This is a genomic window from Vreelandella aquamarina, from assembly GCF_044805175.1.
GTDB lineage: Bacteria > Pseudomonadota > Gammaproteobacteria > Pseudomonadales > Halomonadaceae > Vreelandella > Vreelandella aquamarina_B.
In genome coordinates this window covers 1,685,605-1,708,156 of sequence record NZ_CP085232.1, presented here as the reverse complement: position 1 = coordinate 1,708,156, position 22,552 = coordinate 1,685,605, and the positions used below count along the sequence as shown (strand labels likewise).

Genomic DNA, 22,552 nt, shown 5'->3' with positions numbered 1-22,552 from the left:
TCCATCAATCAGCAGGGGCGGCGAGCGCCGCCCCGTGGCGAGTTACTCGAAGATTGGTTCGAAGCCAGCATCCGTTAGCGCCGTAGCGCGGGCTGCCATCCACTCGGTAGTGAATGCATCTGCGTCGCTAGGAGCGTTTTGCATAAACTGCTCCCAGGCTTGCATTAATAGGTTTTGCCGCTCTACGAGCTTGTCTTGATGTGCTTGCATTTCATCGGTCCACACATCGATCTCTTTGTAGTACTCCACGACGGCGTCATGGAAGGGAATGACCCACTGTAGATCTTGGTACTCCAGTGCGTAGCCAACGGCACCTGGCGCGTTATCTTTGTAATCGTCGTAGTTCTCCTGCATCGCTTTGATTAAACCGTAAGCGACGTTGTCATCAAGATCTTGGTTGGCGACCACAATCGGGTAGGGGTAGCTGGCACTGGGTACTGGGTTGTCGGCGCTAATGCCGCCTGCACCGGCAGTGACTTCATGAGGGCGGAAGTAGGGCGCCACAGCGGTCATCCGCTCCCAGCCGGCTTCATCGTTGGGATCGAGCACCGGCCAGCTAATGCCACGCGGGCTGCTGGCCAGCTGCTGAGCGGGCGGCGTGACCGTGGTCGTAAACGAGGCGTCTACATCACCGGCAATAATGCCGTCAAAAGAGCGGGCGTAGCCGGGGTAATCAACGCGTTCAACGTCATCCCATGTTAGTCCACCAAAGGCGAGATAGGCCTCGGTGCCTTTGTTCAAAGCGTCGTCACCGCGAATATAGGCAATACGCTTGCCTGCCAAATCTGCGGGGGTTTCAACGTCTAAATCTCCCGCGACGGCCAGTGACAGTCCAAAAGAGGCTGTAGAGGTGGTAATAACGCGCAGCGGCTGTGGACCCCAATCCCGGTCGGCAAACATCATGACCCCTTCAGCACCGTAATAGCTGGCAATGCCACAGGCGCAAAGATCTACTCGGCCTTGTTTCAGCGGTGTCATACGGGAGACATCGTTGTCGCCAGGCAGAATACGCACAGAAGAGTCGTACTTGTTCTGCAGCATATTGCCAATGGCAACGGCTTGGGCGTAACCGCTGGAGTTGGTGCCATAGGCGGTCCAGGCCATAGTATTGGGAAGTTCCACATCGCTGGCATGGCTCATCGATGCGCTTAACAAAGATAGGGGAAGTGCTGCGATAAGTAGGCGGTGAGCAAATGGACGCATTGAGATGCTCCTTTATTGTGGTTGTTGGAAATGAAATGGCGGTTGTTACGTTTAGTTACTTTATGTTTTGCTATGCGGTATTTGGTTTTGCTAAGTGGTCGAATGATAGTAGGTAAGCCCAGAGAGGCTGTCAACGCCGTTCTAGAAAGAAGAAAAAAATAGTCATAAGCCATACGCAAAAAGCCAGGCAATCGCCTGGCTTTTCAATGGGTTAATGGTAAGTAATGCTCGGAAGTGGGGCTAGGAAAATTCCCGCCATGCGGCGTAGGTGCTGAGAAATACCCGGCCGGTTAATGCGCCGAGAAAGTCGCTTTTTTTCAGCTGATCCATGACCGGCCCTTTCACCTCGGAGAGGTGCAGCTTGACGTCGGAGTCTTTCAAACGGGCGTTAATGGCATCCAGGCTCTCTAGGGCGGACGCGTCGATCAGGTTCACCGCAGAACATATCAGCACTACATGCTCAAGTTCGGGGTGGCTTGCTACTAGGTTGTAAACGGTATCTTCCAGATAGCGGGCATTGGCGAAGTAGAGGCTTTCATCGATACGTAACAGGGCGGCGTTGCTGACCGTTTCCACATCGTGACGCTCTACGTTACGAAAGTGCTCGGTATCGGGCACTCGGCCCACCAAGGCGCTGTGAGGACGGCTGGTGCGGTATAAAAAGAGTGCGATAGACAAGGTCACACCGCCAATAATGCCTGCTTCGACCCCTTCTACCAGGGTTAATAGAATAGTCACCGCCATGGCCGCAAAGTCGCTGCGGGAGTAGCGCCAAGTTTGGCGCAGCATGGGAATGTCCACCAAGGTTAGGATAGAAACCGTGATGGTTGCCGCCAAGGTAGCAATGGGCAGGTAGTAGAGCCAGCCGGTAAAGGCCATGGTCACCAGCGCAATGCCGAGTGCAGCAAACGCACCAGCGGCAGGCGTTTGCGCGCCGGCATCGTAGTTGATTACGGTGCGTGAAAGACCACCTGTTACCGGCATACCGCTGGTAAAACCAGCGGCTAGGTTGGCTGCGCCCAGGCCAATCAGCTCCTGATTGGGGGAAATTCGCTGGCGCCGTTTTGCGGCCAGCATCTGGCCCATGGAAACCGACTCCACAAACCCAACCAAGCTGATCAGCATGGCAGGTATCAAAAGCGCTCGCCACAGCGAGGCGTCTCCCCAAGGAAAGCTAAGCGCCGGCAGGCCGCTGGGAATGGTACCTACTACTGCGACTCCTTTTTGATAAGCCAGCTGCCAGTACCAGGTAGCGAGCGTGGTAACGATGACCGCAAAGACGGGGCCTGCTTTGGTAATCAAATCAGCCAATGTGGCTGATAAGCCCATGTTTATTAAACTCTGTTTGCCATAGCGGCGCATGAGCACTAGAAACAGCAGCGTTCCGCCGCCAATAGCGAAGGTATAAGGGTTAAATGTGGGCAGGTTAGGCAGCAGCGTCACCAAACGCTCTACCAAAGTGAAGCCGCTACTGGCGACTCCTAACAGGCTTCCTAATTGGCTGACGGCAATTAGAATCCCCGATGCGGTTAAAAATCCAGAAATAACCGGGTGGCTTAAAAAGTTGCTGAAAAATCCCATCTTCAGCGCCCCCATGGCCACCAAAATGCCGCCTGAGAGTAACGAGAGCACCAGCGCTGCCTGCAGGTACTCGGCGCTGCCAGGAGCCGCCACTGCGGATAACGCCGCGCCGGTCATCAGCGCAATAATGGCGACTGGGCCTACCGCCAGGGTTCGGCTAGTGCCAAGAAAGGTATAGAGCAGCTGGGGAAGAATGCTTGCATAGAGTCCTACCACGGCTGGCAAGCCTGCCAGCAGGGCGTAAGCCAGCGATTGAGGGATCACCATGATGGTTACGATGACTCCTGCTAAGAGATCGGCACCTAGCAAGCGTTTGTGGTAATGGGGTAGCCAAGTGAAAATGGGTAAATAGCGCTTAAACATAAGCTCCTACGGCATCCGCCGAGAGTTCTAAAGAACGGCCTAAAAAAGTGGGCACATTTTAGCGCGTTATGCCGTTAATTACGGCATTGATCTGTTCCCTTGTCAGTACGTATTGCCAGCGCTCTTCCCCCAAAGTGCTACTTCTTTCATTAGCATAACCCGTTAAGCTAACTGAGAAGAAATACTCTCCCGATTCGCATCGCTCCATGGCGCAAACATGTTAACTACAACAGAGTACCTCACATGCGACTACTTCGTTTGCTGGTGTCACTGCTACTCTTGATCGCTTCTATCTGGTTGGTGTCGCTACCAGAAGGTTGGCAATACCTTGCGGTTCCGTGCGCTGCATTAGGCGGTATGGGAGTTGTGGTGAGCGGGTTGTATAGCGTTTATGGCGCTGACCGGCAGCGCTTGAATCAGTCGGCCGTCGGCCTAAAGCCGCTGCGTGATTATAGAGCCCTACGGGCGATGGCGTATCGGTTGATGAACCAGGCTAGCAGTACTGCGATTGCCTCGGCGGAGGTGTCTCACTATGCCGACCTGATGGCCCAACGTCTGGGGAAACAGGAGAGTATGGCCAGCGAAGCGTCCTCCAGCATGGGCGCGATTAATACGGCGATTATGCAGGTCAGTGCAAGTGCCTCTCAGGTAGCAACGCTGGCGGAAAATGCTCGTCAGGCCAGTCATCATAATCACGATGAGCTGACCGCTATCATCCGTGACATGACCGATGTTGCAGAGCGTTCCGACCAAGCCTTGGAGATGCTGACCGCACTGAACGATAAAATCGAACGGGTTCGCAGCGTTACTTCGATGATTGAGGGTATTGCTGAACAGACACACCTACTTTCGTTGAATGCTTCCATTGAAGCCGCCCGTGCGGGTGAGCATGGTAGAGGCTTTGCCGTAGTGGCAGGGGAGGTAAGAAACCTCGCTTTGAAAACCTCGACTGCGACGCAAAGTGTTGATGAGCTGGTGAAAGATATGCACCAGAGCGGTCAGAGTGTGGTTTCCACCATGGGGGATTTGATGACCCGTGTCCGCGAGCGCTCCCAAGGGATGCAGCGGGTGGGCAGCAGTTTAGCCACGATGACCGAAGAGTTTGATGAAGTCCAACGAGAGATCACCAGCGTTGCCGATGCCATGGCCAGTACGAAAGAGCATAGTCAAACGGTTGCCGATGGCTTGCGCCAGTTGGAAGATGATGTGGATGAGGGCAATCGCAATATGCACGAGCTGGCGCTTCAGGCACGCGCGCTCATGGATGCCGCGGAGGGCGTTGATGGAGAGTTGGCACAGCAGCGTCTACAAGGGCGACATCAAACGGTTTTCCTGGCTGCCCGCCAAACGGCTGACCGCATTGGCAAGCTGTTTGAAAAAGCCATTGCCCGCGGTGAATTATCGGAAAGAGCGCTGTTCCAACCGGACTACGCCGCCATTAGCGGCACCCGGCCGCCGCTTTACCATACAGGCTTTGATACCTTTACTGACCAGCATCTTCCTACCCTGCAGGAGCCACTACTAACCGAGTATGGACTGGGCTACGCCATTGCCTGCGACCGTAACGGCTATGTGCCTACCCACAATGCCGCAGTGAGCCGCGAACCAACCGGTGATTATGACCACGATCTGAAGTATTGCCGCAGCAAGCGTATTTTCGACGATCCTACCGGTAGTCGCTGCGGTGCCCACGAGAAACCGCTGCTACTGCAAACCTACAAGCGTGATACTGGTGAGATCATGCACGATCTTTCGGTGCCAATTTACATTAATGGCAAGCACTGGGGTGGTTTCCGTGTTGGCTATCAGCCGGAAAAAAGCACGGAAACGAGTGTAGCTCATGAAGAGCAGCCAGCGCTGCCATCTGCTTCGTCAGGAAACCGCCGCTTGGCGCGGGCGTGACTGCCATGAGGACCATGAGTAGAGCGCAAGCCCGGTCCAGATCATTAAGAATGTCACTAGTTGGATCATGCCCAGCGGCTCACCGAAGATTGTCAAAGCAATTAAGAATTGCATGCTGGGGTTGATATACATTAAAAACCCCAGCGTGGCTAAGCGTAGGCGCCGCGCCGCGCCTGCGAAGGCCATTAACGGTAGAGCAGTTAAGATGCCACTCACGACTAATAGCGCGGACATGGGGGCATCGTGGAGAAAGTGCGATTCGCCTTGCCAGCTCATCCAGGTAAGCGCCATTAGCGCCAGCGGGAACAGCAGCAGCGTTTCCACAAACAGGCCTGATAACCCATCTAGCGGCACCTGCTTACGAAACAGCCCATAGCTGCCGAAACTAAGGGCAAGCAGTAGGCTAAGCCACGGTAATTCCCCTAGCATGATAAATTGAATCGCAATAGCAAGGCTGGCAAGACCCAGTGCGACTAGCTGCAGTTTTGCCATGACTTCGCGTAGCACTAACATGCCTAGTGCTACGTTTACCAACGGCGTTAAAAAGTAGCCTAAACTGGCTTGCAGTACCTGCTTGCTCTCCACCGCATAAATATAGATACCCCAGTTAAAGGCGATGAGCAGCGCACAGGCTAATACCCGGCCTAAACGCCTAGGCTCCACTAGCGCCGCCACAACCGGTGGCCAGCGGCGCAGCGCGCTAATTAGCCCCACTAAGAACAGACATGACCACACAATTCGGTGGATCAAAATCTCAAAGGCCGGGATACCGTCAAAAAGGGCAAAGAATAGCGGGAAGCAGCCCCACATGGTATAGGCGGTTAAGCCAAACATGACGCCTTTGACTGCTTCGGGGTCTTTAGGTGGCGATGGAAGCATAGCAGCCTCATTAAGTAAAAATGCTAATCTAGCACACAATTCATAAAGACACCGATGTAAAGGAGACGCGGCATGAGTCAATTAAAAACTAGCCTGGTGCAATGCGACTTACGCTGGGAAGACCCCCAGGCCAACCATACGCATTTAGAGGCGTTACTAGGCGAGCTGGATAGCCGCGACACTGACCTGATTGTACTGCCTGAAATGTTTGCCACCGGTTTCACCATGAATTCCCGGGAAATGGCGCAGCCCATGGGAGAGAGCCAAAGCGTTGCCTGGCTGCAAACCCAGGCGAAGGCAAGGGGCTGCGTGATGACCGGCAGTGTGGCCATTGTTGACAACGGCCAGTACTACAACCGTATGGTGTGGGCAACGCCTACGGGGGAAGTGAGCTACTACGACAAGCGCCACCTGTTTCGCATGGCGGGTGAGCATGAACGCTATGGCATGGGCAAGCAGCGCCACATCGTAGAACTCAACGGTTTTAAGCTGCAGCTTAGCGTCTGCTATGACTTGCGTTTTCCCGTGTGGATGCGCCAGCAGCCAGCAGAGGGCGAGCATTTCGAGTATGATGCCATCCTGTGCGTGGCTAATTGGCCCGCTCCTCGGCGGCATCCGTGGCGTACCTTGCTTCAGGCGCGTGCGGTGGAAAACCTCGCCTACGTGGTGGGCGTTAACCGCGTGGGCGAAGACGCCAAGGGGCTGGCCTATAGCGGCGACTCCATGCTGGTCGATTTTAAAGGCGAACCGCTGATCGACCATCCTGCCCATACCCCGTTTATTGAAACGGGGACGCTAGATAAAACGGAACTCGATGCCTTTCGTGAAAAATTTCCTGCCTGGCAAGATGCCGACCGCTTTTCGTTACTGCCAGGAGTGGGGCAATAATGCGCCTTGATCGTTTTTTAAGTGAGACCACGCCGCTAACCCGCAGCCTCGCAAAACGTGCGCTCAAAAACGGTGAAGTGACGCTCAACGGCGAGCCGATCAAGCAGGCGGCCACCCAGGTAGATACCGAACACGACGAAGTGAAGCTTAACGGCGAACGGCTTGCCCTGGTAGGGCTGCGCTACGTGATGATGCACAAACCGGTAGATGTGGAGTGTACGGCCCGCCGCGGCCTGTACCCGAGGGTGATCGATATTATCGACTTGCCCAAAGTGGAGCGGTTACAGCCGGTAGGGCGGTTGGATGTGGACACCACCGGCCTACTACTGCTCACCGATGACGGCCAGTGGTCGCACCGAGTGACCTCGCCACGCCACCGCTGTGCCAAAGTCTATGTGGCTGAGTTAGCCGAGCCGATGGAAGGCGAGGCCGCCCAGCGGGCGATAGACCAAGTGGCTGAGGGTATTTTACTGGAAGGCGAGGAAACGCCTACCCAGCCCGCCATGCTGCGCTTTATTACCCCGCAGCAAGCGGAACTTACCATTACCGAAGGGCGCTACCATCAGGTGAAGCGCATGTTTGCCGCTTTAGGCAACCACGTTAACGCGCTACATCGCCGCTCGATTGGTGATGTAGTGCTGCCCGATGACCTTGCTCCTGGCGAATGGCGGGAGCTTACCCCAGAAGAAATCGCCAGCTTCTAAGCGACTGCTTTTCGTTGAGACGCCGCAATTGGGCTAGATGCTTATTGCGGCGTTTTGCTTGTGCAAAAATACTATTTTTTATACCGTTATCTTAATAAATTAAATACAACAAATTACCCGAAAAATTGCTTAAACAAAAAGTAAAAGTTAAACAGGTACTTAGTGCAAGTGCGCAGCTTCAATGAGTGCTTTGGTGTAGGCGTGTTGAGGGTCGGCAAGCACATTCAGGCAGTCGCCTTGTTCAACCACTTCACCATCTTTCAGCACCATTACTCGGTGGGCCATCGCCCGTACCACGGCTAAGTCGTGGCTGATAAAGAGGTAGCTAAGCTGGCGGCGGGCTTGCAGTTCGCGCAGCAGCACAACCAGCTGCTTTTGCACGGTGCGGTCAAGCGCTGAAGTTGGTTCATCTAGCACCAACAGTTCCGGCTCTAGAATAATTGCCCGCGCCACCGCAATGCGCTGACGCTGTCCACCAGAGAACTCGTGGGGGTAGCGGGCCGCACAGCTTTCCGGTAAGCCAACTTCCCTCAAAGTGCGGTGAACCCGTTCGGTGACCTCTGCTTCACTCAGCGTTGGGAAGTGAAAGCGCAAGCCTTCACTGACAATATCGAATACCGGCATCCGCGGTGAAAGGGCGCCGTAGGGGTCCTGGAACACCATCTGTAGCCGGTGGCGTTGGCGGCGGAGCGCATCCCCCGAAAGCTGGCTGAGCGGTGCATCGCCAAGCTGCACCTCACCCTGGCTGGCGACCAAACGCATAATCGCTGAGGCGAGCGTCGTTTTACCGGACCCCGATTCCCCAACAATGCCCAAGGTTTCACCGGGGGCAATAGTCAGGTTGGTGGCCTTTAACGCCTCAAAGGCGGGGGGCTGGCGCTGAAACAGCCCCGTTTTAGGCCGCTTAAAGCTTACCCGCAGTTGCTGTGTTGTCAGTAGAGGCGTGGTGTTTGCGGGTTCTGTAGGGCGGCCTTCGGGTTCGGCGGCAATCAGCGCCTTGGTGTAATCGCTTTGTGGGTTGCTAAACACTTCAGCAACGTGGCCGGTTTCCTGAACCTTGCCCTGATACATCACGCAGACGCGGTCGGCGTGGCGGCGTACTAGGTTTAAGTCATGGCTAATCAGCAGTACGCCCATGCCGTGCTGGTCGCGCAGCTCTTTAAGCAGCGCGAGAATCTCCTGCTGCACGGTGACATCGAGTGCGGTGGTGGGTTCATCGGCAATCAGTAGCGCGGGGTTGTTGGCAATGGCCATGGCAATCATCACCCGCTGGCGCTGCCCGCCAGAGAGTTGGTGGGGCCAGGCATCCAGCAGCTCTTCGGCACGGGGCAATTTGACTTGCTCTAATAGCGTTTTTGCCCGCCTGCGGGCTGCTTGGCCGCTCAAGCCTTGGTGTAGCCGCAGCGTTTCGCCAATCTGCTTACCAATGCGGTGCAGCGGGTTAAGCGAGGTCATCGGCTCCTGAAAAATGAACCCAACGCGATTGCCACGAATGCCGTTCCAGTCGCGCTTGTTTAGTCGCGTCAAGTCGGTCTCTTCTAGCCAGCGCTGACCGCGCACTTCTGCATTGCTTGGCAGTAGGTCGATGGCTCCCAGGGCGGAAACCGACTTACCCGAGCCGGATTCCCCGACAATGGCCAGCGTTTCGCCAGCGTGAATCGAGAGCGAGAGGGCGTCCACGACCACATTGCCATCAAAAGACACCGTTAGCTCTTTAAGTTGCAGTAGCGGTTTGGCAGTGGGTTCAGACATGGGACGTTTCCTGGGCAGAGGTTTCCTGGACAGAGAGTGGCCGCGGTTTAACGTGGCGTGGGTCGAAGGCATCACGCAGGCCTTCGCCAATAAATACCAGCAGGGAAAGCATGATCGCCAGGGTCATAAAGGCGGTGATCCCTAACCAGGGGGCGTGCAGGTTATTTTTGCCCTGGGCGGCTAGCTCACCCAGCGATGGAGCGCCCGGTGGCAACCCAAAGCCGAGGAAGTCCAGTGCGGTTAACGTGCCGATGGCACCAGTGAACAGAAAGGGAATAAACGTCAGCGTGGCGACCATGGCATTAGGCAGTACGTGCCGCCACATAATCAGCCGTGAAGGAAGCCCCATGGCTTTGGCGGCGCGAACGTACTCTAGGTTGCGAGCGCGCAAAAATTCGGCACGAACAATATCCACTAGCCCCAGCCAGGAGAAGAGCAGCATGATACCCAGCAGCCACCAGAAGCCTGGCTGTACAAAGCTGGCTAAAATGATCAGTAAAAACAGCACCGGCAGGCCCGACCAAATCTCGGTGACTCGCTGGCCAATCAGGTCCACCTTGCCACCAAAATAGCCCTGTACGCCGCCTGCGAATACCCCAATGACCAAGGACCCAGCGGTGAGCACGAGCGCAAATGCCACGGAAAGCCTAAATCCATAGATGACTCGCGCCAGTACGTCGCGGCCCTGGTCGTCGGTGCCCAGCCAGTGGCGGCTATCCGGCGGCGCAGGCGAAGGCCGCGTCATCTGCATATCCAGGGTTTGATAAGAGAACGGAATGATCGGCCAGAGCGCCCAGCCGTGGTCGCTGATCTGTTGCTGAATAAACGGGTCCAGGTAGTCGGTACGGGTAGGCAGGAAACCTCCGAACTCGGTTTCTGGATAATCCACCAGCAGCGGCACGTACCACTGGCCGTCATACTGCATCACAATTGGTTTGTCGTTGGCGATCAGCTCGGCAAACAGGCTAATAATGAATAAGATGCCAAAGAGCCACAGCGAGATACGAGCACGGCGGTTAGCTTTAAACGCCGCCAGTCGGCGCAAAGTGATCGGTGAGAGGCGTGGGGTAATGGCGTGCATATCAAGACTCCCTCGACGCGAAATCGATACGCGGATCAACCCACACATAGGTTAAGTCCGAGATCAGTTTGAGCAGCAGGCCGATGACGGTATAGAGAAACAGCGTACCGAAGATTACCGGATAGTCCCGCTGCATAACGGCCTCAAACCCTAAAAGGCCCAGCCCATCCAGGGAAAAAATCACCTCAATCAAGAGCGCGCCGGTGAAGAAAATACCGATCATCGCCGAGGGCAGGCCCGCGATAATAATCAGCATGGCATTGCGGAATACGTGCCCATACAGCACGCGCTGCTCATCGGCGCCTTTGGCGCGGGCGGTGAGTACATATTGTTTGTGGATCTCATCCAGGAAGCTGTTTTTGGTCAGCATGGTAAGGGTGGCGAAGCTGCCAATGGCCGCCGCGATGACCGGCAGGGTGATGTGCCAGAAGTAGTCTTTCACTTTGTCCCAGGCGGATAGCTCGGCAAAGTCTGGCGAGGTCAGCCCGCGCAGCGGGAACCAGTCCAGGTAGGTGCCGCCAGCAAACAGTACGATCAGTAGAATGGCGAACAGAAAACCAGGAATCGCATAGCCGATAATGACCAGCCCCGATGTCCATACGTCGAAGCGTGAACCGTGGCGCAGGGCTTTACGAATGCCCAACGGAATAGAAATCACATAGACCAGCAGGGTGGTCCATAAACCGAGGGAGATCGACACCGGCAGCCGCTCGATCATCAGGTCAATCACCGGCCTGTCTCTAAAGAAGCTGGTGCCGAAATCGAAGGTGAGATAGTCCGCCATCATGCCGATGAAGCGTTCGTGGGCAGGCTTATCAAAGCCAAACTGCTGCTCCAACTGTTCGATAAAGCGCGGGTCGATACCGCGCGCCCCACGGGAGTCATCGTTGACCTGTACATCGGCACCGCCCATATCCAGCCGCGTGCTGGCCATGGCGTTGGCGCCTTCAAAACGCGCCAGCATTTGGTCAATTGGCCCGCCGGGGGCGGCTTGCACAATCATGAAGTTAAGCAGCATGATCCCGAACAGGGTCGGGATCATTAGTAGCAGTCGGCGTAGGGTATAACGTGCCACAGCGCACTCCACGAAATGATGTCAACTCAACAAGCGATTGTTTTGGGCGATGCCCAGCGGCGAGCCCATGCTAGCATCAGTGCTAGCGGCGGCGATTACGTTGCTGCAGCACTGCTTCACGTTCGCTATCTACCCACCAGGCATCTAAATCCATGGCGTAGGCGGGAAATGGTTCCGGGTAACCAAACTTATCCCATACTGCAATGCGTGTCTCGCCGGAGTGGTAGTGGGGGATCACATAAAAGCCCCAGCGCAGCACCCTATCAAGGGCACGGGTTGCGGTATCCAGCGACTCTCGGTCATCGGCCCGAATGATCTCTTCCACCAGGGCATCAACGGCAGGGTGGGCCAGTGCCATTCGGTTGCGGCTTTGCGGCGCTTCAGCGGCGGCGCTGGTCCAGTAGTCCCGCTGTTCGTTACCGGGATTGTTAGATTGCGGGAAGTGACTGATCACCATGTCGTAGTCATAATCCCGCACGCGGTTAAGGTACTGGTTGATATCGACAATGCGTAGGGAGGTCTGAATACCCAAGCGCGCCATGTTCCGCAGCATGGGCTGCACAACGCGCTCTAAGCCTGAGTCGTAAAGCAGTACTTCCAGCGAAAGCGGGCGGCCTTCGGGGTTCACCAATATCCCGTCGTCGACGCGGTAGCCCGCTTCGCGCAGCAGCTCAAGCGCTAGCCTTAGCCGCTCACGCAGCGCTACGGGATGTTCAATCGGCAGAGGGTCGGTAAACAGCCGCTCTGAACGATGGGAGGCCAGCAGCTCCTCACGAAAGGGTTCAAGTAGCGCCAGCTCCTCCTCCGAGGGCTTGCCTACGGCTTCCATTTCCGAGTTTTGAAAGAAGCTTTCGGTACGCTGGTAAGTGTCGTAGAAAATGTTGGTATTTAGCCACGGGAAGTCAAACGTCAGGCTCAGGGCTTCCCGCACTCGGGGGTCCTGGAACTTCTCTTTACGCAGGTTGAAGACAAATGCCTGCATCATCGACGGGTTGACGTCGGGTACCGTGATGCGTTTGATCAGACCGTCGCGGTAAGCGGGAAAGTCATAGCCAATGGCCCAGGTTGCCGCGCGGGCATCGATACGAAAATCGGTGAGGCCGGCTTTAAAGGCTTCCCAAGCGATATCTCGGTCGCGGTAGTACTCGTAAATCACGCGGTCGATGTTGTAACGGCCGACGTTGACCGGCAGGTCCTTGCCCCAGTAGTTCTCGTCGCGCTGGTACACAATACGCCGCCCTGGGTCGACTTCGCTGATGCGGTAGGGGCCGGAACCTGGGTGTGCTTCCAGGGTTGGGGCGCTAAAGTCACGGGGTTCCCAATAGTGGCGGGGAAGAATGGGTAGCTGGGCCACAATCAGCGGCAGCTCCCGCGACTCGGTATCGTTGAACTCGAAACGTACCTGATGTTCGTTTATAGCGATGACCCGCTCAACGCCCGCATAATAGCTGGCATAGAAGGGGTTACCCTCTTCACGTAGCAAGTCAAAGGAGAATACTACGTCGTAGGCAGTGACCGGCTCGCCATCCTGAAAGCGGGCTTCCTCACGTAGGTCGAACTCAATCCAGCGGCGCTCTGGGTCCAGGCGCACCCCTTTCGCTAGCAAACCATAGAGGCTAAACGGCTCGTTGGGATTGCTGGCCATCAGCGTGTCATAAATTTGCGAAATGCCGGTGGCAGGGGTGCCGCGGATAATAAAAGGGTTGGTGGAATCGAAGCTGCCGCCCACGGCGGTATGGGTGATAGAGCCGCCCTTAGGGGCTTGCGGGTTAACGTGGGGGAAGTGTTCGAAATCTTCCGGCAGCTCCGGGCTATCGTAAAGCGATAGCCCATGCACCGTTTCAACGGGAGTGGCGGCGGTGTCAGTGATCGCGTCTGAGGCAAACAGCGACGCACTCAGCAGCAAGCCGCCCATCAGTAACAGCGTTTTAGTGAATATCACACCGCGAGGCATTGGTAACTTCCTGTAATAACAAAACCTAGGTGAGCACCCCGTAAGGCCTTACCCTCATCTACACTCCCCTATCTACCGGCCAGAGAGTGACAGCAGCTGTCCTGGCTGCAGCGCTTCCGGGCGCTCTATGGCATTCCACCTGATTAAGTCTTGCTGATCAAGATTATACTGCGCGGCAATGGCGGAAAGATTGTCGCCTCTTTCAACGCGGTGCACGGCAGGCGTGCTGGCTGAGGCCAGTGCAGTATCGTCTGACTGCGAAAGCTGAGCTAATACCTGCGTATCAACTTCTTCAGGCACGAGAAGCGTTTGTGCGCTGCGTGGGTCGAGACTGCCGTTTAGCAGGCCAGGGTTTAGCTCGGCCAGCGCGGACTGGCTGACATCCAACAACTGGGAGGCTTGGGCAAGGCTAACCGGCTGTTCCAGCTGTACCTTGGCAAAAGCAGGGTCTGGATGAATTTCCGGTAGGCTAACGCCGTACTTCTCTGGGTCGTTAATAATCGTTGCAATCGCCTTGAGCTTAGGCACGTATTGCATGGTTTCGTGGGGTAGGGAAAGATCCCAGTACTTGCCAGCTAGCCCTTGGCTCTGGGCCTGGCGCTGTGCGCGGTTCACGGTGCCGGCGCCGGCATTGTAGGCCGCCAGTGATAGCATCAGGTCGCCTTCGTACCACTGATCCGCCTGCATCTCCAGGTAATCAAGCGCTGCTTTCGTAGAGGTTAAGACATCCAGGCGGCCATCGTAATTACCGTTACGGACGAGCCCCAAGGCATCGCCGGTGCCCGGCATAAACTGCCATAGGCCTGCGGCACCAAGGTGGCTGCGCGCATTGGGGTCAAACGAGCTTTCAACAAAGGGGATCAGGGCAATTTCACCGGGTAGGCCGCGGTCGCTAACCTGTTGAGTAATCCAGGCAAGCCAGGGGGTGGCACGTTCGGTAATGGCCGCGATGTTGTGAGGGCTAGAGCGATAGTACTCAATCCACTCATCGACCCTGGCTTGGGCATCGGCGGGCAGGTTTTTGTCCTGCCATTGAAAGCTTGAGCGCAACGAGCTCCAAGCGTCCTGTGGTTCAAGCACCAATGCTTCCCAGAAGTGGTGGTGCAGCGCGGTGGGCTGGAGGCGATTGGCGTTTAGCTGGTTGCCATCGTCGATTGCTGCGTCATTAGAAATGGGGGGGTAGGTGTGATTCGTATCAGTGGCAGAGGCCTGGGAATTTGCCGCTGCGGCCATAAAAAGGCCCATTATTACGGTGCTGCCAGCGCTTAACAGTAAGCGCTGGCGAATCGTTCGATAGGTCATAGTTTGGTTCGTTTCTATTCGATAGCGTTCTTAAAAACGGTTCTTCCACTCCCGCAGAGTGGTGAACGTGGCGAGATCATCATCGTTTGCCCCCTGACTGCCTGCTGCCTGGCGCACGCTATCGGTGCCCACGCGCAGGTAGGGGTTGATTTTCAGCTCGCGTCCTATCGTGCTGGGTAAAGTTGGCCGGTCTAACGCCCGTGCCTTCTCACACTCCTGCAGTGCATGTGTGACAGCATCATTGTCAGGGTCGGCAGCACGGGCAAACGTTAGATTCGCCTGCGTATATTCATGTGCTGCAAAGACCAGGGTATCTTCAGGTAGTTCCGCAAAGCGCTGCAATGAGCTGAACATCTGCTCTGGCGTACCTTCAAAAAGACGCCCGCAGCCGGCACAAAAAAGTGTGTCGCCGCAGAATAGTAGCGCGGGAATGCCCGGCGTAAAGTAACTGATATGGTCAAGAGTATGGCCGGGGGTTGCCATGACTTCAAACAGGCGGCCCATAATACGCACTTGGTCGCCATCCCCTACACGCTCATCAATACCTTTGATTTCGGGGTTATCAGGCCCAATAACCCGAGGAGCGTAACGTTGGATGAGTGTATCTAGCCCGCCGGTGTGATCTTGGTGGTGATGGGTGATTAACACACTATCCAGCGTGAGGGATTCACGCTCTAGGAACTCGATGACAGGTGCCGCTTCACCGGGGTCCACCACGCAAACACTTTGACTGGTATCCTGTCTTAATAGCCAAATATAGTTATCGCTTAGGGCAGGAATCGGTGTCACGCTCATCATGGGCGAGATCCTTTAAGGTTCAAAATGACGGGCTGTGTGCGCGGAAGCTAGGCGCATAACGACGTTAAAAAGACGTTACTGTGGAGGGAAGCGCTGTTTATGTCAAATTCGCCAAAGGCCACCAGCCTCGCCCAGCGCATGACCAACGCGCAGGCATACTGGCAAACAGAGGCAGGACGCGCGCTATGGGAAACCCAGCGGGCCTGCCTTGGCCCGGTGGTTGAGGGCCGTAAGGGCGGGCATAGCCTAGAGATGGGTATGGGGCCGGCATTAATGACAATGTCAGCAATCGCTCACCCGATTCGCTGGGCACCCAGCCTTGCGTTGGCAGACAGCGACTCGACGTTGGTATGCCCACCGGATCGTTTGGCGCTCCCCGACCGCTGCCTGGATGCTGTGGTTATCCACCATTGGCTTGAGCACCTTAACGATGCCCATTACACCCTGCAGGAAGCCGCCCGCGTCACGGCGGATAATGGCGTGTTGGTACTGTTTGGCTTTAACCCGCTAGGTTTGAACGGGCTGACCCAGCGCTGGCGCAAGCAGCAGGCAGACTTCCCTTGGAGCGGCCATTGGCGCTCTGCGAGCCGGCTCAAGGATTGGCTGGCGTTTGTCGATTTTGAGGTGGAGCGCGTAGACTATTGCTGCTTTCGTGGCCCGATGAGCACCGCCTGCGGAGAGCGCTGGGAGGCGTTAGGGCGTCGGCATAATCTTCCTCTGGGCGAAAGTTATATGATTCAAGCTCAGCGGCGCCAGCACCATGCACCGGTTCAGCGTGTGAAATTTGGGTTGCGCGCGCCTGTGTCGCCCTCATCGTTAGGGGCCACACGCACGGGTGCGCCTATGCGGTATCCGGCAGGTCAACGTCGTCTAAAGAAGGATAGTGAACGTGAGTAAGCAAGCAGCCGAGGGGCTGCCCCGTGTGACGGTATATACCGATGGGGCCTGTCGAGGAAATCCAGGCCCGGGTGGCTGGGGAGTGGTGCTGGCCAGCGGCCCCCATGAGAAAACCTTAAAGGGTTATGAAGCGGAAACCACCAACAATCGCATGGAGCTAATGGCTGCCATTATGGCTCTACGCACGCTTAATAAGCCCTGCGACGTGGCACTGTGGACCGACTCTCAATACGTGCGCCAGGGCATTACCCAGTGGATTCATAACTGGATTAAGCGCGGCTGGAAAACGGCGGCCAAACAGCCGGTGAAAAATGCCGAGCTGTGGAAAACCCTCCACGAAGAAACTCAGCGCCACCAGATAGAGTGGCATTGGGTAAAAGGGCACAGCGGCCACCCCGGCAATGAGCGTGCGGATGAATTAGCCAACGAAGCCATCGATGAACATCAAAGGAGAGCGGCATGCGCCAAATAATCCTGGATACGGAAACCACCGGTATTGACCCCAAGGATGGCCATCGGCTGGTAGAGATCGGTGCCGTAGAGATGGTTAATCGGCGGTTTACCGGGCGTACTTATCACCAGTACATCAACCCCGAACGCCACATCGACGCGGAAGTGGTCGCGGTACACGGCATTGACGATGCCAAAGTGGCTAATGAACCGGTTTTTGCCGAGATCGCGGATGAATTCTGGGCGTTCATTGAAGGGGCTGAGCTGGTTATCCATAACGCGCCCTTTGACGTTGGCTTTATTGACCATGAGTTAGGCATGCTCAATAAGCGCCGCCAGGCACCCGCGTTAGGCCCGGTGCGCGACCACTGCCGTATTCTGGATACGCTGGTCATGGCGCGGGAGATGCACCCCGGCCAGCGCAATAGCCTGGATGCTCTATGTAAGCGCTACGATATCGATAACGGCCACCGGGTACTCCACGGCGCACTGTTGGACGCCGAGATTCTTGCTGATGTTTACCTAGCAATGACCGGCGGCCAAACGGCACTAACGCTAGATGCAGAGAGCGGCGCAGACAAAAAACAGCAAAATCAGGCGAGCGAAGGGCTTTCAATACAGCGCCTTTCGCTAACCCCAGGCCAACTTCGGGTGGTGAGGCCAACTGCTGAAGAGCACGCCGCTCATCAAGCCAAGTGCGCAGCGCATCAGTTGCGCTGGTTTCAAGAGTCGCTAGACGGTGCCTCTGCCGATGCTTAAACGTGAAATTCCCCACTATGCCAAAGAGGGGCGGGTCATCCGTGTTTCCCGTAGCCATATTGCGCCAGCGCTGATAGCTGGAGAGCTAACGCCGCTACAGCCGCGGCAACCCTGGAGTGAACAGATGCAGCCGCTGTGCTACTGGCACGACGAACCCGTGGCGCTGCTGGTGGAGAATAAGCCGGGCGATGACTGGATTGACGGTCGGCAGTGGTTAGGAGAGCTACCCGCTTCTTGGTTTAGCCTGCTTTCGACTGCCTTGCAGGTAGGCGCCTGGCTTGAGAATCATAGATTTTGCGGCCGCTGCGGTGAAAAGGCGACCAAGCTTGAAGCAGAATTTGCGATGCACTGTTATGCATGCGGGCATCGTAACTATCCGCGTATTTCACCCTGTATCATTACCTTAGTGACCAGCGGTGAGGCGATGCTGCTAGCCCGCAGCCCGCGCTTTCCACCAGGACGTTACTCCACCCTGGCAGGGTTTATCGAGCCTGGTGAGTCAGCGGAAGAGGCGGTGCATCGAGAGGTGTTTGAAGAGGTGGGTGTGCACGTAGAGCAGCTGCGCTATCACCATAGCCAGGCCTGGCCTTTCCCGCACTCGCTGATGTTTGGTTTCTTTGCCGAAGCCACCACGCGGCGTATCAGGATAGACGGCGTAGAAATTAGTGATGCCGCGTGGTTTTCGCCGCGGCAGCTACCGTCGCTGCCGCCGCCGTACTCAATTTCGCGTGACTTGATTGAAACTCACCTAGCGCAATGGCGCTAGAAGGGCAGGCTTACTGGTCAGGAAACAGACTGGTAAGCTTGGTCGCCAGCATCACGTTGCCAGTCGCTTTTAGTTTGCCGGTCATAAAAGCAGTCATGCCGTTGATTTCGCCACTCATAATGCCCTTAAGCGTGTCGGTGCTCATGCTTAGGCTGACCGATGGATCGTCGTGCTCACCTTCATGTACACCCAACGTGCCGTCCTGAATATCTAGGTAATAGTTACCAGCGTCGGAGAAATGAAATTGAAAAACCTCATTCATCCCTTTAGCTGCCTCTGGATTGAAGCGGGACTGCAATTTTTCAAGCGTATTAGATGACATAGATTAGTTCCTAAGCGTTAATTGGGTAACAAACAGATGGTGCCTCAGGTGAGACTATTTCAAACATTTGTTTTAATCAAGTCTCATTCGCCATCTACGCAAAGCCTGCGTGCTAGAGAGCAAAATATCCTCATCTTAAACGTAATAACATGGAATATAGGAGAGTAATAATGGCTGAATGGCTCGCTGAGATGGGCACGTTTTTACTGCAAACAACGCTTGTGATGGTGGCGGTTGGGGTTCTGTTGGTCATTATGCGGCGCAATAAAGAGAGTAGCGAGCATGGTTTTAAACTGCATGTAGAGTCGATCAATGACCAGCGCCGTGCGCGCAACCGCCGGCTTCGTGTGACCACAACTGCGCATGGTGCACGTAAAAAGCTGGTAAAAGCCTTTCGCCAGGAGGAGAAGGCCCGCCAAAAAGCCGCCAAACAAGGCAAAGGCGAATCCCACAGTACCCAAAAAGTGTGGGTGCTAGATTTTCATGGGGACATTAAAGCCTCACAAACTGATCAGTTCGCCCAGGAAGTCTCGGCGGTTATTGATGTCGCTAGCGCTGATGATGAAGTGATTGTCCGCTTAGAGTCAGCGGGTGGGTTGGTACACGCCTACGGTTTAGCAGCCGCTCAGTTAGATCGGCTAAGGGAAGCAGGGCTTACCACCACCGTTTGCATTGATAAGGTAGCTGCTAGCGGCGGTTACATGATGGCCTGCACCGCCAACCACATTAAAGCCGCGCCGTTTGCGGTAATTGGTTCTATTGGCGTGGTCGCCCAGGTGCCCAATATTCATCGCCTGCTTAAACGCAACGATATCGATGTTGAGCTATTAACCGCCGGTAAATATAAGCGCACGCTAACCGTGCTGGGAGAAAACACCCAGGAAGGGCGCGAGAAGTTCATCGATGATCTGGAAAACACCCACCGTCTCTTCAAAACCTATGTATCGAACCATCGTCCCGATATGGATATTGAAAAACTAGCCACCGGCGAAATCTGGTATGGCAGCGAAGCGCTGGAACAGAAATTGGTGGATAGCGTGGGAACCAGTGAGGCCTATTTAGTAGAGCGTATTGCCCAAGCTCAGGTCTACCACGTAAAGCTAGAGCGGCCGAAAACCATTAGCCGCAAAGTCGGGCTAGCAATATCGGCGGGCGTGGAGCACGCCACGGTAAAAGCGCTGGGCGTGATTGACGCGGCGGGCTGGCAGCGTCGCTAGATTCGCTTAAACAGTAAGTATGAAGTAGCCAGGACGAAGAGTCGCCAGCACGGAGTTTCCAGTACTAGGCTGCGTAGTGTTGCGCCAAGGTGTTAATAATCGCCTTGGCGCTTTCGCTACTCAGCGAGTAATAAATGGTTTGTGATTCCCGCCGAGTATTGACCAGCTGATCACGACGCAAAATCGCCAAATGCTGTGAAAGCGCTGACTGGCTCAAAGAGAGCTGCTGGTTGATCTGAGTGACCGACAGCTCTTTTTCCGCTAGTAGGCAAAGAATTTGCAACCGTTTCTCGTTAGCTAGCGCTTTTAGCAGACTGGTGCCTGCCTCAATGGCGTGGCAGTTATGCTCCAGAAGACGTGCAGCGGCGCTTGTAGAAGCAGACATGAGGACCTCCTTGCCTACACTGTAGTGACAGCGTTGTTATAGATTATTTAGCCATCGTCGCGTCGCGAGGATTGGGTTATTTAATGATCAGTAATTTAGCGGTTTTTGTCCAAATATGGGTTTAACGCTCTATCAATGGTAGCGGCGGGCTATTTGTTGACAATGTTCGTGTAAATATACGGCTTTGGTCGCGTTTTATCCCATAGTATGAGGGTGTGATCAGGTTTTACTTTATAAAGTGTCAACAATCTATCCTGGCTTCCAAGAAGCTTTTCAACTGGCACAATAATGACAAGGTCTCACCATGAGCCACTATCAGCGCACCTACCAACACGCGATTGAACATCCTGAAACCTTCTGGGCTGAGCAGGCCAAAAAGCTGCCCTGGTTCACGCTGCCCAACACCATACTTACCTACGATGAGCAGCAGCACGCTCGCTGGTTTGGCGATGGCGAACTGAATATTTGCTACGCCGCCATTGACTACCATGTTGAGCAAGGGCGCGGTGATCAGCCTGCCATCTATTGGGATTCACCGGTTACTCAGTCCAAGCAAACCATTAGTTACCTGGAGCTACGCGACCGAGTGGCGAGGTTTGCTGGCGGTCTTGCGAAGCTGGGGGTAACGAAAGGCGACCGTGTCATTATTTATATGCCCATGGTGCCTGAGGCATTGATCGCCATGTACGCCTGTGCACGCCTAGGCGCGGTGCATTCGGTAGTGTTTGGTGGTTTTGCCCCCCACGAGCTAGCGGTACGCATTGAAGATGCCGAACCTAAAGTCATCATTGCCGCCTCCTGTGGGGTAGAAGTCGATAAGGTACTGCCGTATAAGCCGATTGTGGAAAAAGCCATTGCGCTTAGCAGCTTCAAGCCAGAAGCCTGCGTGGTGTTCCAGCGTGAGATGCACCGTGCTGAGTTGCAGCCAGGCGATGTTGATTGGCAGGCGTTGGTGGCGGATGCCCCCGCTGTTGAATGCGTGCCGGTGAAAGCCACCGACCCACTCTATATTCTCTATACCTCCGGCACGACCGGTAAACCCAAAGGGGTCGTGCGCGATACGGGTGGCTATGCGGCGGCTTTGGCCTACTCCATGGAAGTCATTTACGCCCTTAATCCAGGTGATGTGATGTTCACCGCCTCGGACGTAGGCTGGGTGGTGGGACACTCCTACATTGTCTATGCGCCGCTGCTGCGCGGTTGCACCACGGTGGTGTACGAAGGCAAACCGGTAAAAACGCCTGATGCGGGAGCTTTTTGGCGCTTGATTGATGAGTACAAAGTGAAGAGCTTCTTCACGGCCCCCACGGCATTCCGGGCGATCAAAAAAGAGGACCCCGACGCCAAGCAGTTGGAAAAGTACGATATCAGCAGCCTGCAGCACCTGTATGTAGCCGGGGAGCGGCTGGACCCGCCCACGTTCCACTGGTTGGATGACCTGCTCGATGTGCCAGTCATTGACCACTGGTGGCAAACCGAAACCGGCTGGCCGATTGCCGCTAACCTGCCAGGCATTGAAGCAGCACCAACCAAAGCGGGTTCAGCCACTTACCCGGTGCCCGGCTTCAACGTGCAGATTCTGGATCGCGACGGCGAACAGGCACCTGCCATGCAGCAGGGCAGTGTCGTCATTAAGCAACCACTGCCGCCGGGCTGCCTGGTAGGTGTCTGGCGCGACCCCCAGCGCTTCCACAGTGCTTATATGGCCGCGTACCCTGGCTATTACCTGACCGGCGACGGTGGCTATTTTGATGAAGAGGGCTACCTATTCATCATGGGGCGCACCGATGATGTGATCAACGTGGCGGGGCATCGCCTCTCCACAGGCGAAATGGAAGAGGTCGTGGGCGCCCATCCCGCCGTGGCGGAATGCGCGGTGATTGGCATTCACGATGAGTTAAAAGGCCAATTGCCCGTCGGGTTAGTGATTCCCAAAGATGGCTTTAACGGTGACGAAGCGGCGTTGGAGGCCGAACTGATTGAGCGTGTACGCGAACATATTGGCCCCATTGCCTGCTTCAAGCAGGTGTTGGTGGTGAACCGGCTGCCCAAAACCCGTTCGGGAAAGATCCTGCGGAAGCTGCTGCGTAATATTGCCGATGGCAAATCCTTCGGCATTCCCTCCACCATTGATGACCCCACTAGCTTGGAAGATGTGCACGCGGCCATGCGCGATCGCAATGTGGGGGCTGCTGACCAAGCGACCCCTACCGATAGCTAAGTACTTTGAGCTAAGCACCTTTAGCCAAGCACCTTCCTCTACCACACCTACAG

At 55.5% G+C, this 22,552-nt stretch carries 20 protein-coding genes; 9 read left to right on the top strand and 11 right to left on the bottom strand.

What is annotated here, in order from left to right; all coding sequences use genetic code 11:
• Positions 1-42: 42 nt before the first annotated feature.
• Together LG300_RS08135 and LG300_RS08130 are read right to left on the bottom strand one after the other, a co-directional pair.
• Positions 43-1,203, bottom strand: a complete 1,161-nt coding sequence (locus LG300_RS08135) for a TAXI family TRAP transporter solute-binding subunit (protein WP_404377890.1) — start codon at positions 1,201-1,203, stop codon at positions 43-45.
• Between the two features lie 240 nt (positions 1,204-1,443).
• Positions 1,444-3,147, bottom strand: coding sequence for a SulP family inorganic anion transporter (locus LG300_RS08130; RefSeq protein WP_404377889.1), 1,704 nt, complete (start codon positions 3,145-3,147; stop codon positions 1,444-1,446).
• A gap of 243 nt (positions 3,148-3,390) precedes the next feature.
• On the opposite strand from LG300_RS08130, the gene LG300_RS08125 reads away from it, so the two are divergent.
• Positions 3,391-5,049, top strand: a complete 1,659-nt coding sequence (locus tag LG300_RS08125; RefSeq protein WP_404377888.1) for a methyl-accepting chemotaxis protein — start codon at positions 3,391-3,393, stop codon at positions 5,047-5,049.
• On the opposite strand, the gene rarD is transcribed toward LG300_RS08125, so the two are convergent.
• Positions 5,020-5,928, bottom strand: coding sequence for an EamA family transporter RarD (gene rarD / locus LG300_RS08120; protein WP_404377887.1), 909 nt, complete (start codon positions 5,926-5,928; stop codon positions 5,020-5,022). The genes LG300_RS08125 and rarD overlap by 30 nt on opposite strands.
• 72 nt (positions 5,929-6,000) lie before the next feature.
• Here rarD and LG300_RS08115 point away from each other — a divergent pair, with 72 nt between their 5' ends.
• Together LG300_RS08115 and LG300_RS08110 are read left to right on the top strand one after the other, a co-directional pair.
• Positions 6,001-6,816, top strand: coding sequence for an amidohydrolase (locus tag LG300_RS08115; protein ID WP_404377886.1), 816 nt, complete (start codon positions 6,001-6,003; stop codon positions 6,814-6,816).
• Positions 6,816-7,520 (top strand): pseudouridine synthase, encoded by a 705-nt coding sequence (locus tag LG300_RS08110; RefSeq protein WP_404377885.1) that lies wholly within the window; start codon positions 6,816-6,818, stop codon positions 7,518-7,520. Before LG300_RS08115 ends, LG300_RS08110 begins: the two co-directional genes overlap by 1 nt.
• A gap of 159 nt (positions 7,521-7,679) precedes the next feature.
• On the opposite strand, the gene LG300_RS08105 is transcribed toward LG300_RS08110, so the two are convergent.
• The 6 genes from LG300_RS08105 to gloB form a co-directional block, all read right to left on the bottom strand.
• Positions 7,680-9,272 (bottom strand): ABC transporter ATP-binding protein, encoded by a 1,593-nt coding sequence (locus LG300_RS08105; protein ID WP_404377884.1) that lies wholly within the window; start codon positions 9,270-9,272, stop codon positions 7,680-7,682.
• Positions 9,265-10,353 (bottom strand): ABC transporter permease, encoded by a 1,089-nt coding sequence (locus tag LG300_RS08100; protein WP_404377883.1) that lies wholly within the window; start codon positions 10,351-10,353, stop codon positions 9,265-9,267. The genes LG300_RS08105 and LG300_RS08100 overlap by 8 nt, the downstream gene beginning before the upstream one ends.
• Position 10,354: 1 nt before the next feature.
• On the bottom strand, positions 10,355-11,428 hold the full coding sequence (locus tag LG300_RS08095) for a microcin C ABC transporter permease YejB (protein WP_404377882.1): 1,074 nt from the start codon (positions 11,426-11,428) through the stop codon (positions 10,355-10,357).
• 82 nt (positions 11,429-11,510) lie between these two features.
• On the bottom strand, positions 11,511-13,382 hold the full coding sequence (locus LG300_RS08090; protein WP_404377881.1) for an extracellular solute-binding protein: 1,872 nt from the start codon (positions 13,380-13,382) through the stop codon (positions 11,511-11,513).
• A 72-nt stretch (positions 13,383-13,454) separates the two neighbouring features.
• The gene (locus LG300_RS08085; RefSeq protein WP_404377880.1) at positions 13,455-14,684 is read right to left on the bottom strand and encodes a transglycosylase SLT domain-containing protein; all 1,230 of its coding nucleotides are present in this window, start codon (positions 14,682-14,684) and stop codon (positions 13,455-13,457) included.
• 30 nt (positions 14,685-14,714) lie between these two features.
• On the bottom strand, positions 14,715-15,482 hold the full coding sequence (gene gloB, locus LG300_RS08080) for a hydroxyacylglutathione hydrolase (RefSeq protein WP_404377879.1): 768 nt from the start codon (positions 15,480-15,482) through the stop codon (positions 14,715-14,717).
• A gap of 99 nt (positions 15,483-15,581) precedes the next feature.
• Between gloB and LG300_RS08075 the strand changes: the two genes are divergently transcribed.
• From LG300_RS08075 to nudC, 4 genes are read left to right on the top strand one after another with little or no spacing between them, the layout of a single operon-like run.
• On the top strand, positions 15,582-16,379 hold the full coding sequence (locus tag LG300_RS08075) for a class I SAM-dependent methyltransferase (protein WP_404377878.1): 798 nt from the start codon (positions 15,582-15,584) through the stop codon (positions 16,377-16,379).
• Entirely contained in the window at positions 16,372-16,851 is a 480-nt protein-coding gene (gene rnhA, locus LG300_RS08070; RefSeq protein WP_404377877.1) for a ribonuclease HI, read from the top strand. The genes LG300_RS08075 and rnhA overlap by 8 nt, the downstream gene beginning before the upstream one ends.
• Positions 16,839-17,588, top strand: a complete 750-nt coding sequence (gene dnaQ, locus LG300_RS08065; RefSeq protein WP_404377876.1) for a DNA polymerase III subunit epsilon — start codon at positions 16,839-16,841, stop codon at positions 17,586-17,588. Before rnhA ends, dnaQ begins: the two co-directional genes overlap by 13 nt.
• On the top strand, positions 17,581-18,354 hold the full coding sequence (gene nudC, locus LG300_RS08060; RefSeq protein ID WP_404377875.1) for an NAD(+) diphosphatase: 774 nt from the start codon (positions 17,581-17,583) through the stop codon (positions 18,352-18,354). The genes dnaQ and nudC overlap by 8 nt, the downstream gene beginning before the upstream one ends.
• Before the next feature lie 10 nt (positions 18,355-18,364).
• Here the strand turns inward: nudC and LG300_RS08055 are convergent, their stop codons facing one another.
• Positions 18,365-18,676, bottom strand: a complete 312-nt coding sequence (locus tag LG300_RS08055) for an SCP2 sterol-binding domain-containing protein (RefSeq protein WP_404377873.1) — start codon at positions 18,674-18,676, stop codon at positions 18,365-18,367.
• A 170-nt stretch (positions 18,677-18,846) separates the two neighbouring features.
• Between LG300_RS08055 and sohB the strand changes: the two genes are divergently transcribed.
• Entirely contained in the window at positions 18,847-19,893 is a 1,047-nt protein-coding gene (gene sohB, locus LG300_RS08050; RefSeq protein WP_404377872.1) for a protease SohB, read from the top strand.
• Between the two features lie 64 nt (positions 19,894-19,957).
• On the opposite strand, the gene LG300_RS08045 is transcribed toward sohB, so the two are convergent.
• Positions 19,958-20,278 (bottom strand): ArsR/SmtB family transcription factor, encoded by a 321-nt coding sequence (locus LG300_RS08045; RefSeq protein WP_404377871.1) that lies wholly within the window; start codon positions 20,276-20,278, stop codon positions 19,958-19,960.
• 304 nt (positions 20,279-20,582) lie between these two features.
• Between LG300_RS08045 and LG300_RS08040 the strand changes: the two genes are divergently transcribed.
• Positions 20,583-22,499: a propionyl-CoA synthetase gene (locus tag LG300_RS08040; RefSeq protein ID WP_404377870.1), complete on the top strand. Its 1,917-nt coding sequence runs from the start codon at positions 20,583-20,585 to the stop codon at positions 22,497-22,499.
• Positions 22,500-22,552: the final 53 nt, after the last annotated feature.

Bases quoted from the DNA above. Each gene is read 5' to 3' on its own strand.
- LG300_RS08135 (WP_404377890.1), bottom strand. From the start codon at position 1,203: ATGCGTCCATTTGCTCACCGCCTACTTATCGCAGCACTTCCCCTATCT.
- LG300_RS08130 (WP_404377889.1), bottom strand. From the start codon at position 3,147: ATGTTTAAGCGCTATTTACCCATTTTCACTTGGCTACCCCATTACCAC.
- LG300_RS08125 (WP_404377888.1), top strand. From the start codon at position 3,391: ATGCGACTACTTCGTTTGCTGGTGTCACTGCTACTCTTGATCGCTTCT.
- rarD (WP_404377887.1), bottom strand. From the start codon at position 5,928: ATGCTTCCATCGCCACCTAAAGACCCCGAAGCAGTCAAAGGCGTCATG.
- LG300_RS08115 (WP_404377886.1), top strand. From the start codon at position 6,001: ATGAGTCAATTAAAAACTAGCCTGGTGCAATGCGACTTACGCTGGGAA.
- LG300_RS08110 (WP_404377885.1), top strand. From the start codon at position 6,816: ATGCGCCTTGATCGTTTTTTAAGTGAGACCACGCCGCTAACCCGCAGC.
- LG300_RS08105 (WP_404377884.1), bottom strand. From the start codon at position 9,272: ATGTCTGAACCCACTGCCAAACCGCTACTGCAACTTAAAGAGCTAACG.
- LG300_RS08100 (WP_404377883.1), bottom strand. From the start codon at position 10,353: ATGCACGCCATTACCCCACGCCTCTCACCGATCACTTTGCGCCGACTG.
- LG300_RS08090 (WP_404377881.1), bottom strand. From the start codon at position 13,382: ATGCCTCGCGGTGTGATATTCACTAAAACGCTGTTACTGATGGGCGGC.
- LG300_RS08085 (WP_404377880.1), bottom strand. From the start codon at position 14,684: ATGACCTATCGAACGATTCGCCAGCGCTTACTGTTAAGCGCTGGCAGC.
- gloB (WP_404377879.1), bottom strand. From the start codon at position 15,482: ATGATGAGCGTGACACCGATTCCTGCCCTAAGCGATAACTATATTTGG.
- LG300_RS08075 (WP_404377878.1), top strand. From the start codon at position 15,582: ATGTCAAATTCGCCAAAGGCCACCAGCCTCGCCCAGCGCATGACCAAC.
- dnaQ (WP_404377876.1), top strand. From the start codon at position 16,839: ATGCGCCAAATAATCCTGGATACGGAAACCACCGGTATTGACCCCAAG.
- nudC (WP_404377875.1), top strand. From the start codon at position 17,581: ATGCTTAAACGTGAAATTCCCCACTATGCCAAAGAGGGGCGGGTCATC.
- LG300_RS08055 (WP_404377873.1), bottom strand. From the start codon at position 18,676: ATGTCATCTAATACGCTTGAAAAATTGCAGTCCCGCTTCAATCCAGAG.
- sohB (WP_404377872.1), top strand. From the start codon at position 18,847: ATGGCTGAATGGCTCGCTGAGATGGGCACGTTTTTACTGCAAACAACG.
- LG300_RS08045 (WP_404377871.1), bottom strand. From the start codon at position 20,278: ATGTCTGCTTCTACAAGCGCCGCTGCACGTCTTCTGGAGCATAACTGC.
- LG300_RS08040 (WP_404377870.1), top strand. From the start codon at position 20,583: ATGAGCCACTATCAGCGCACCTACCAACACGCGATTGAACATCCTGAA.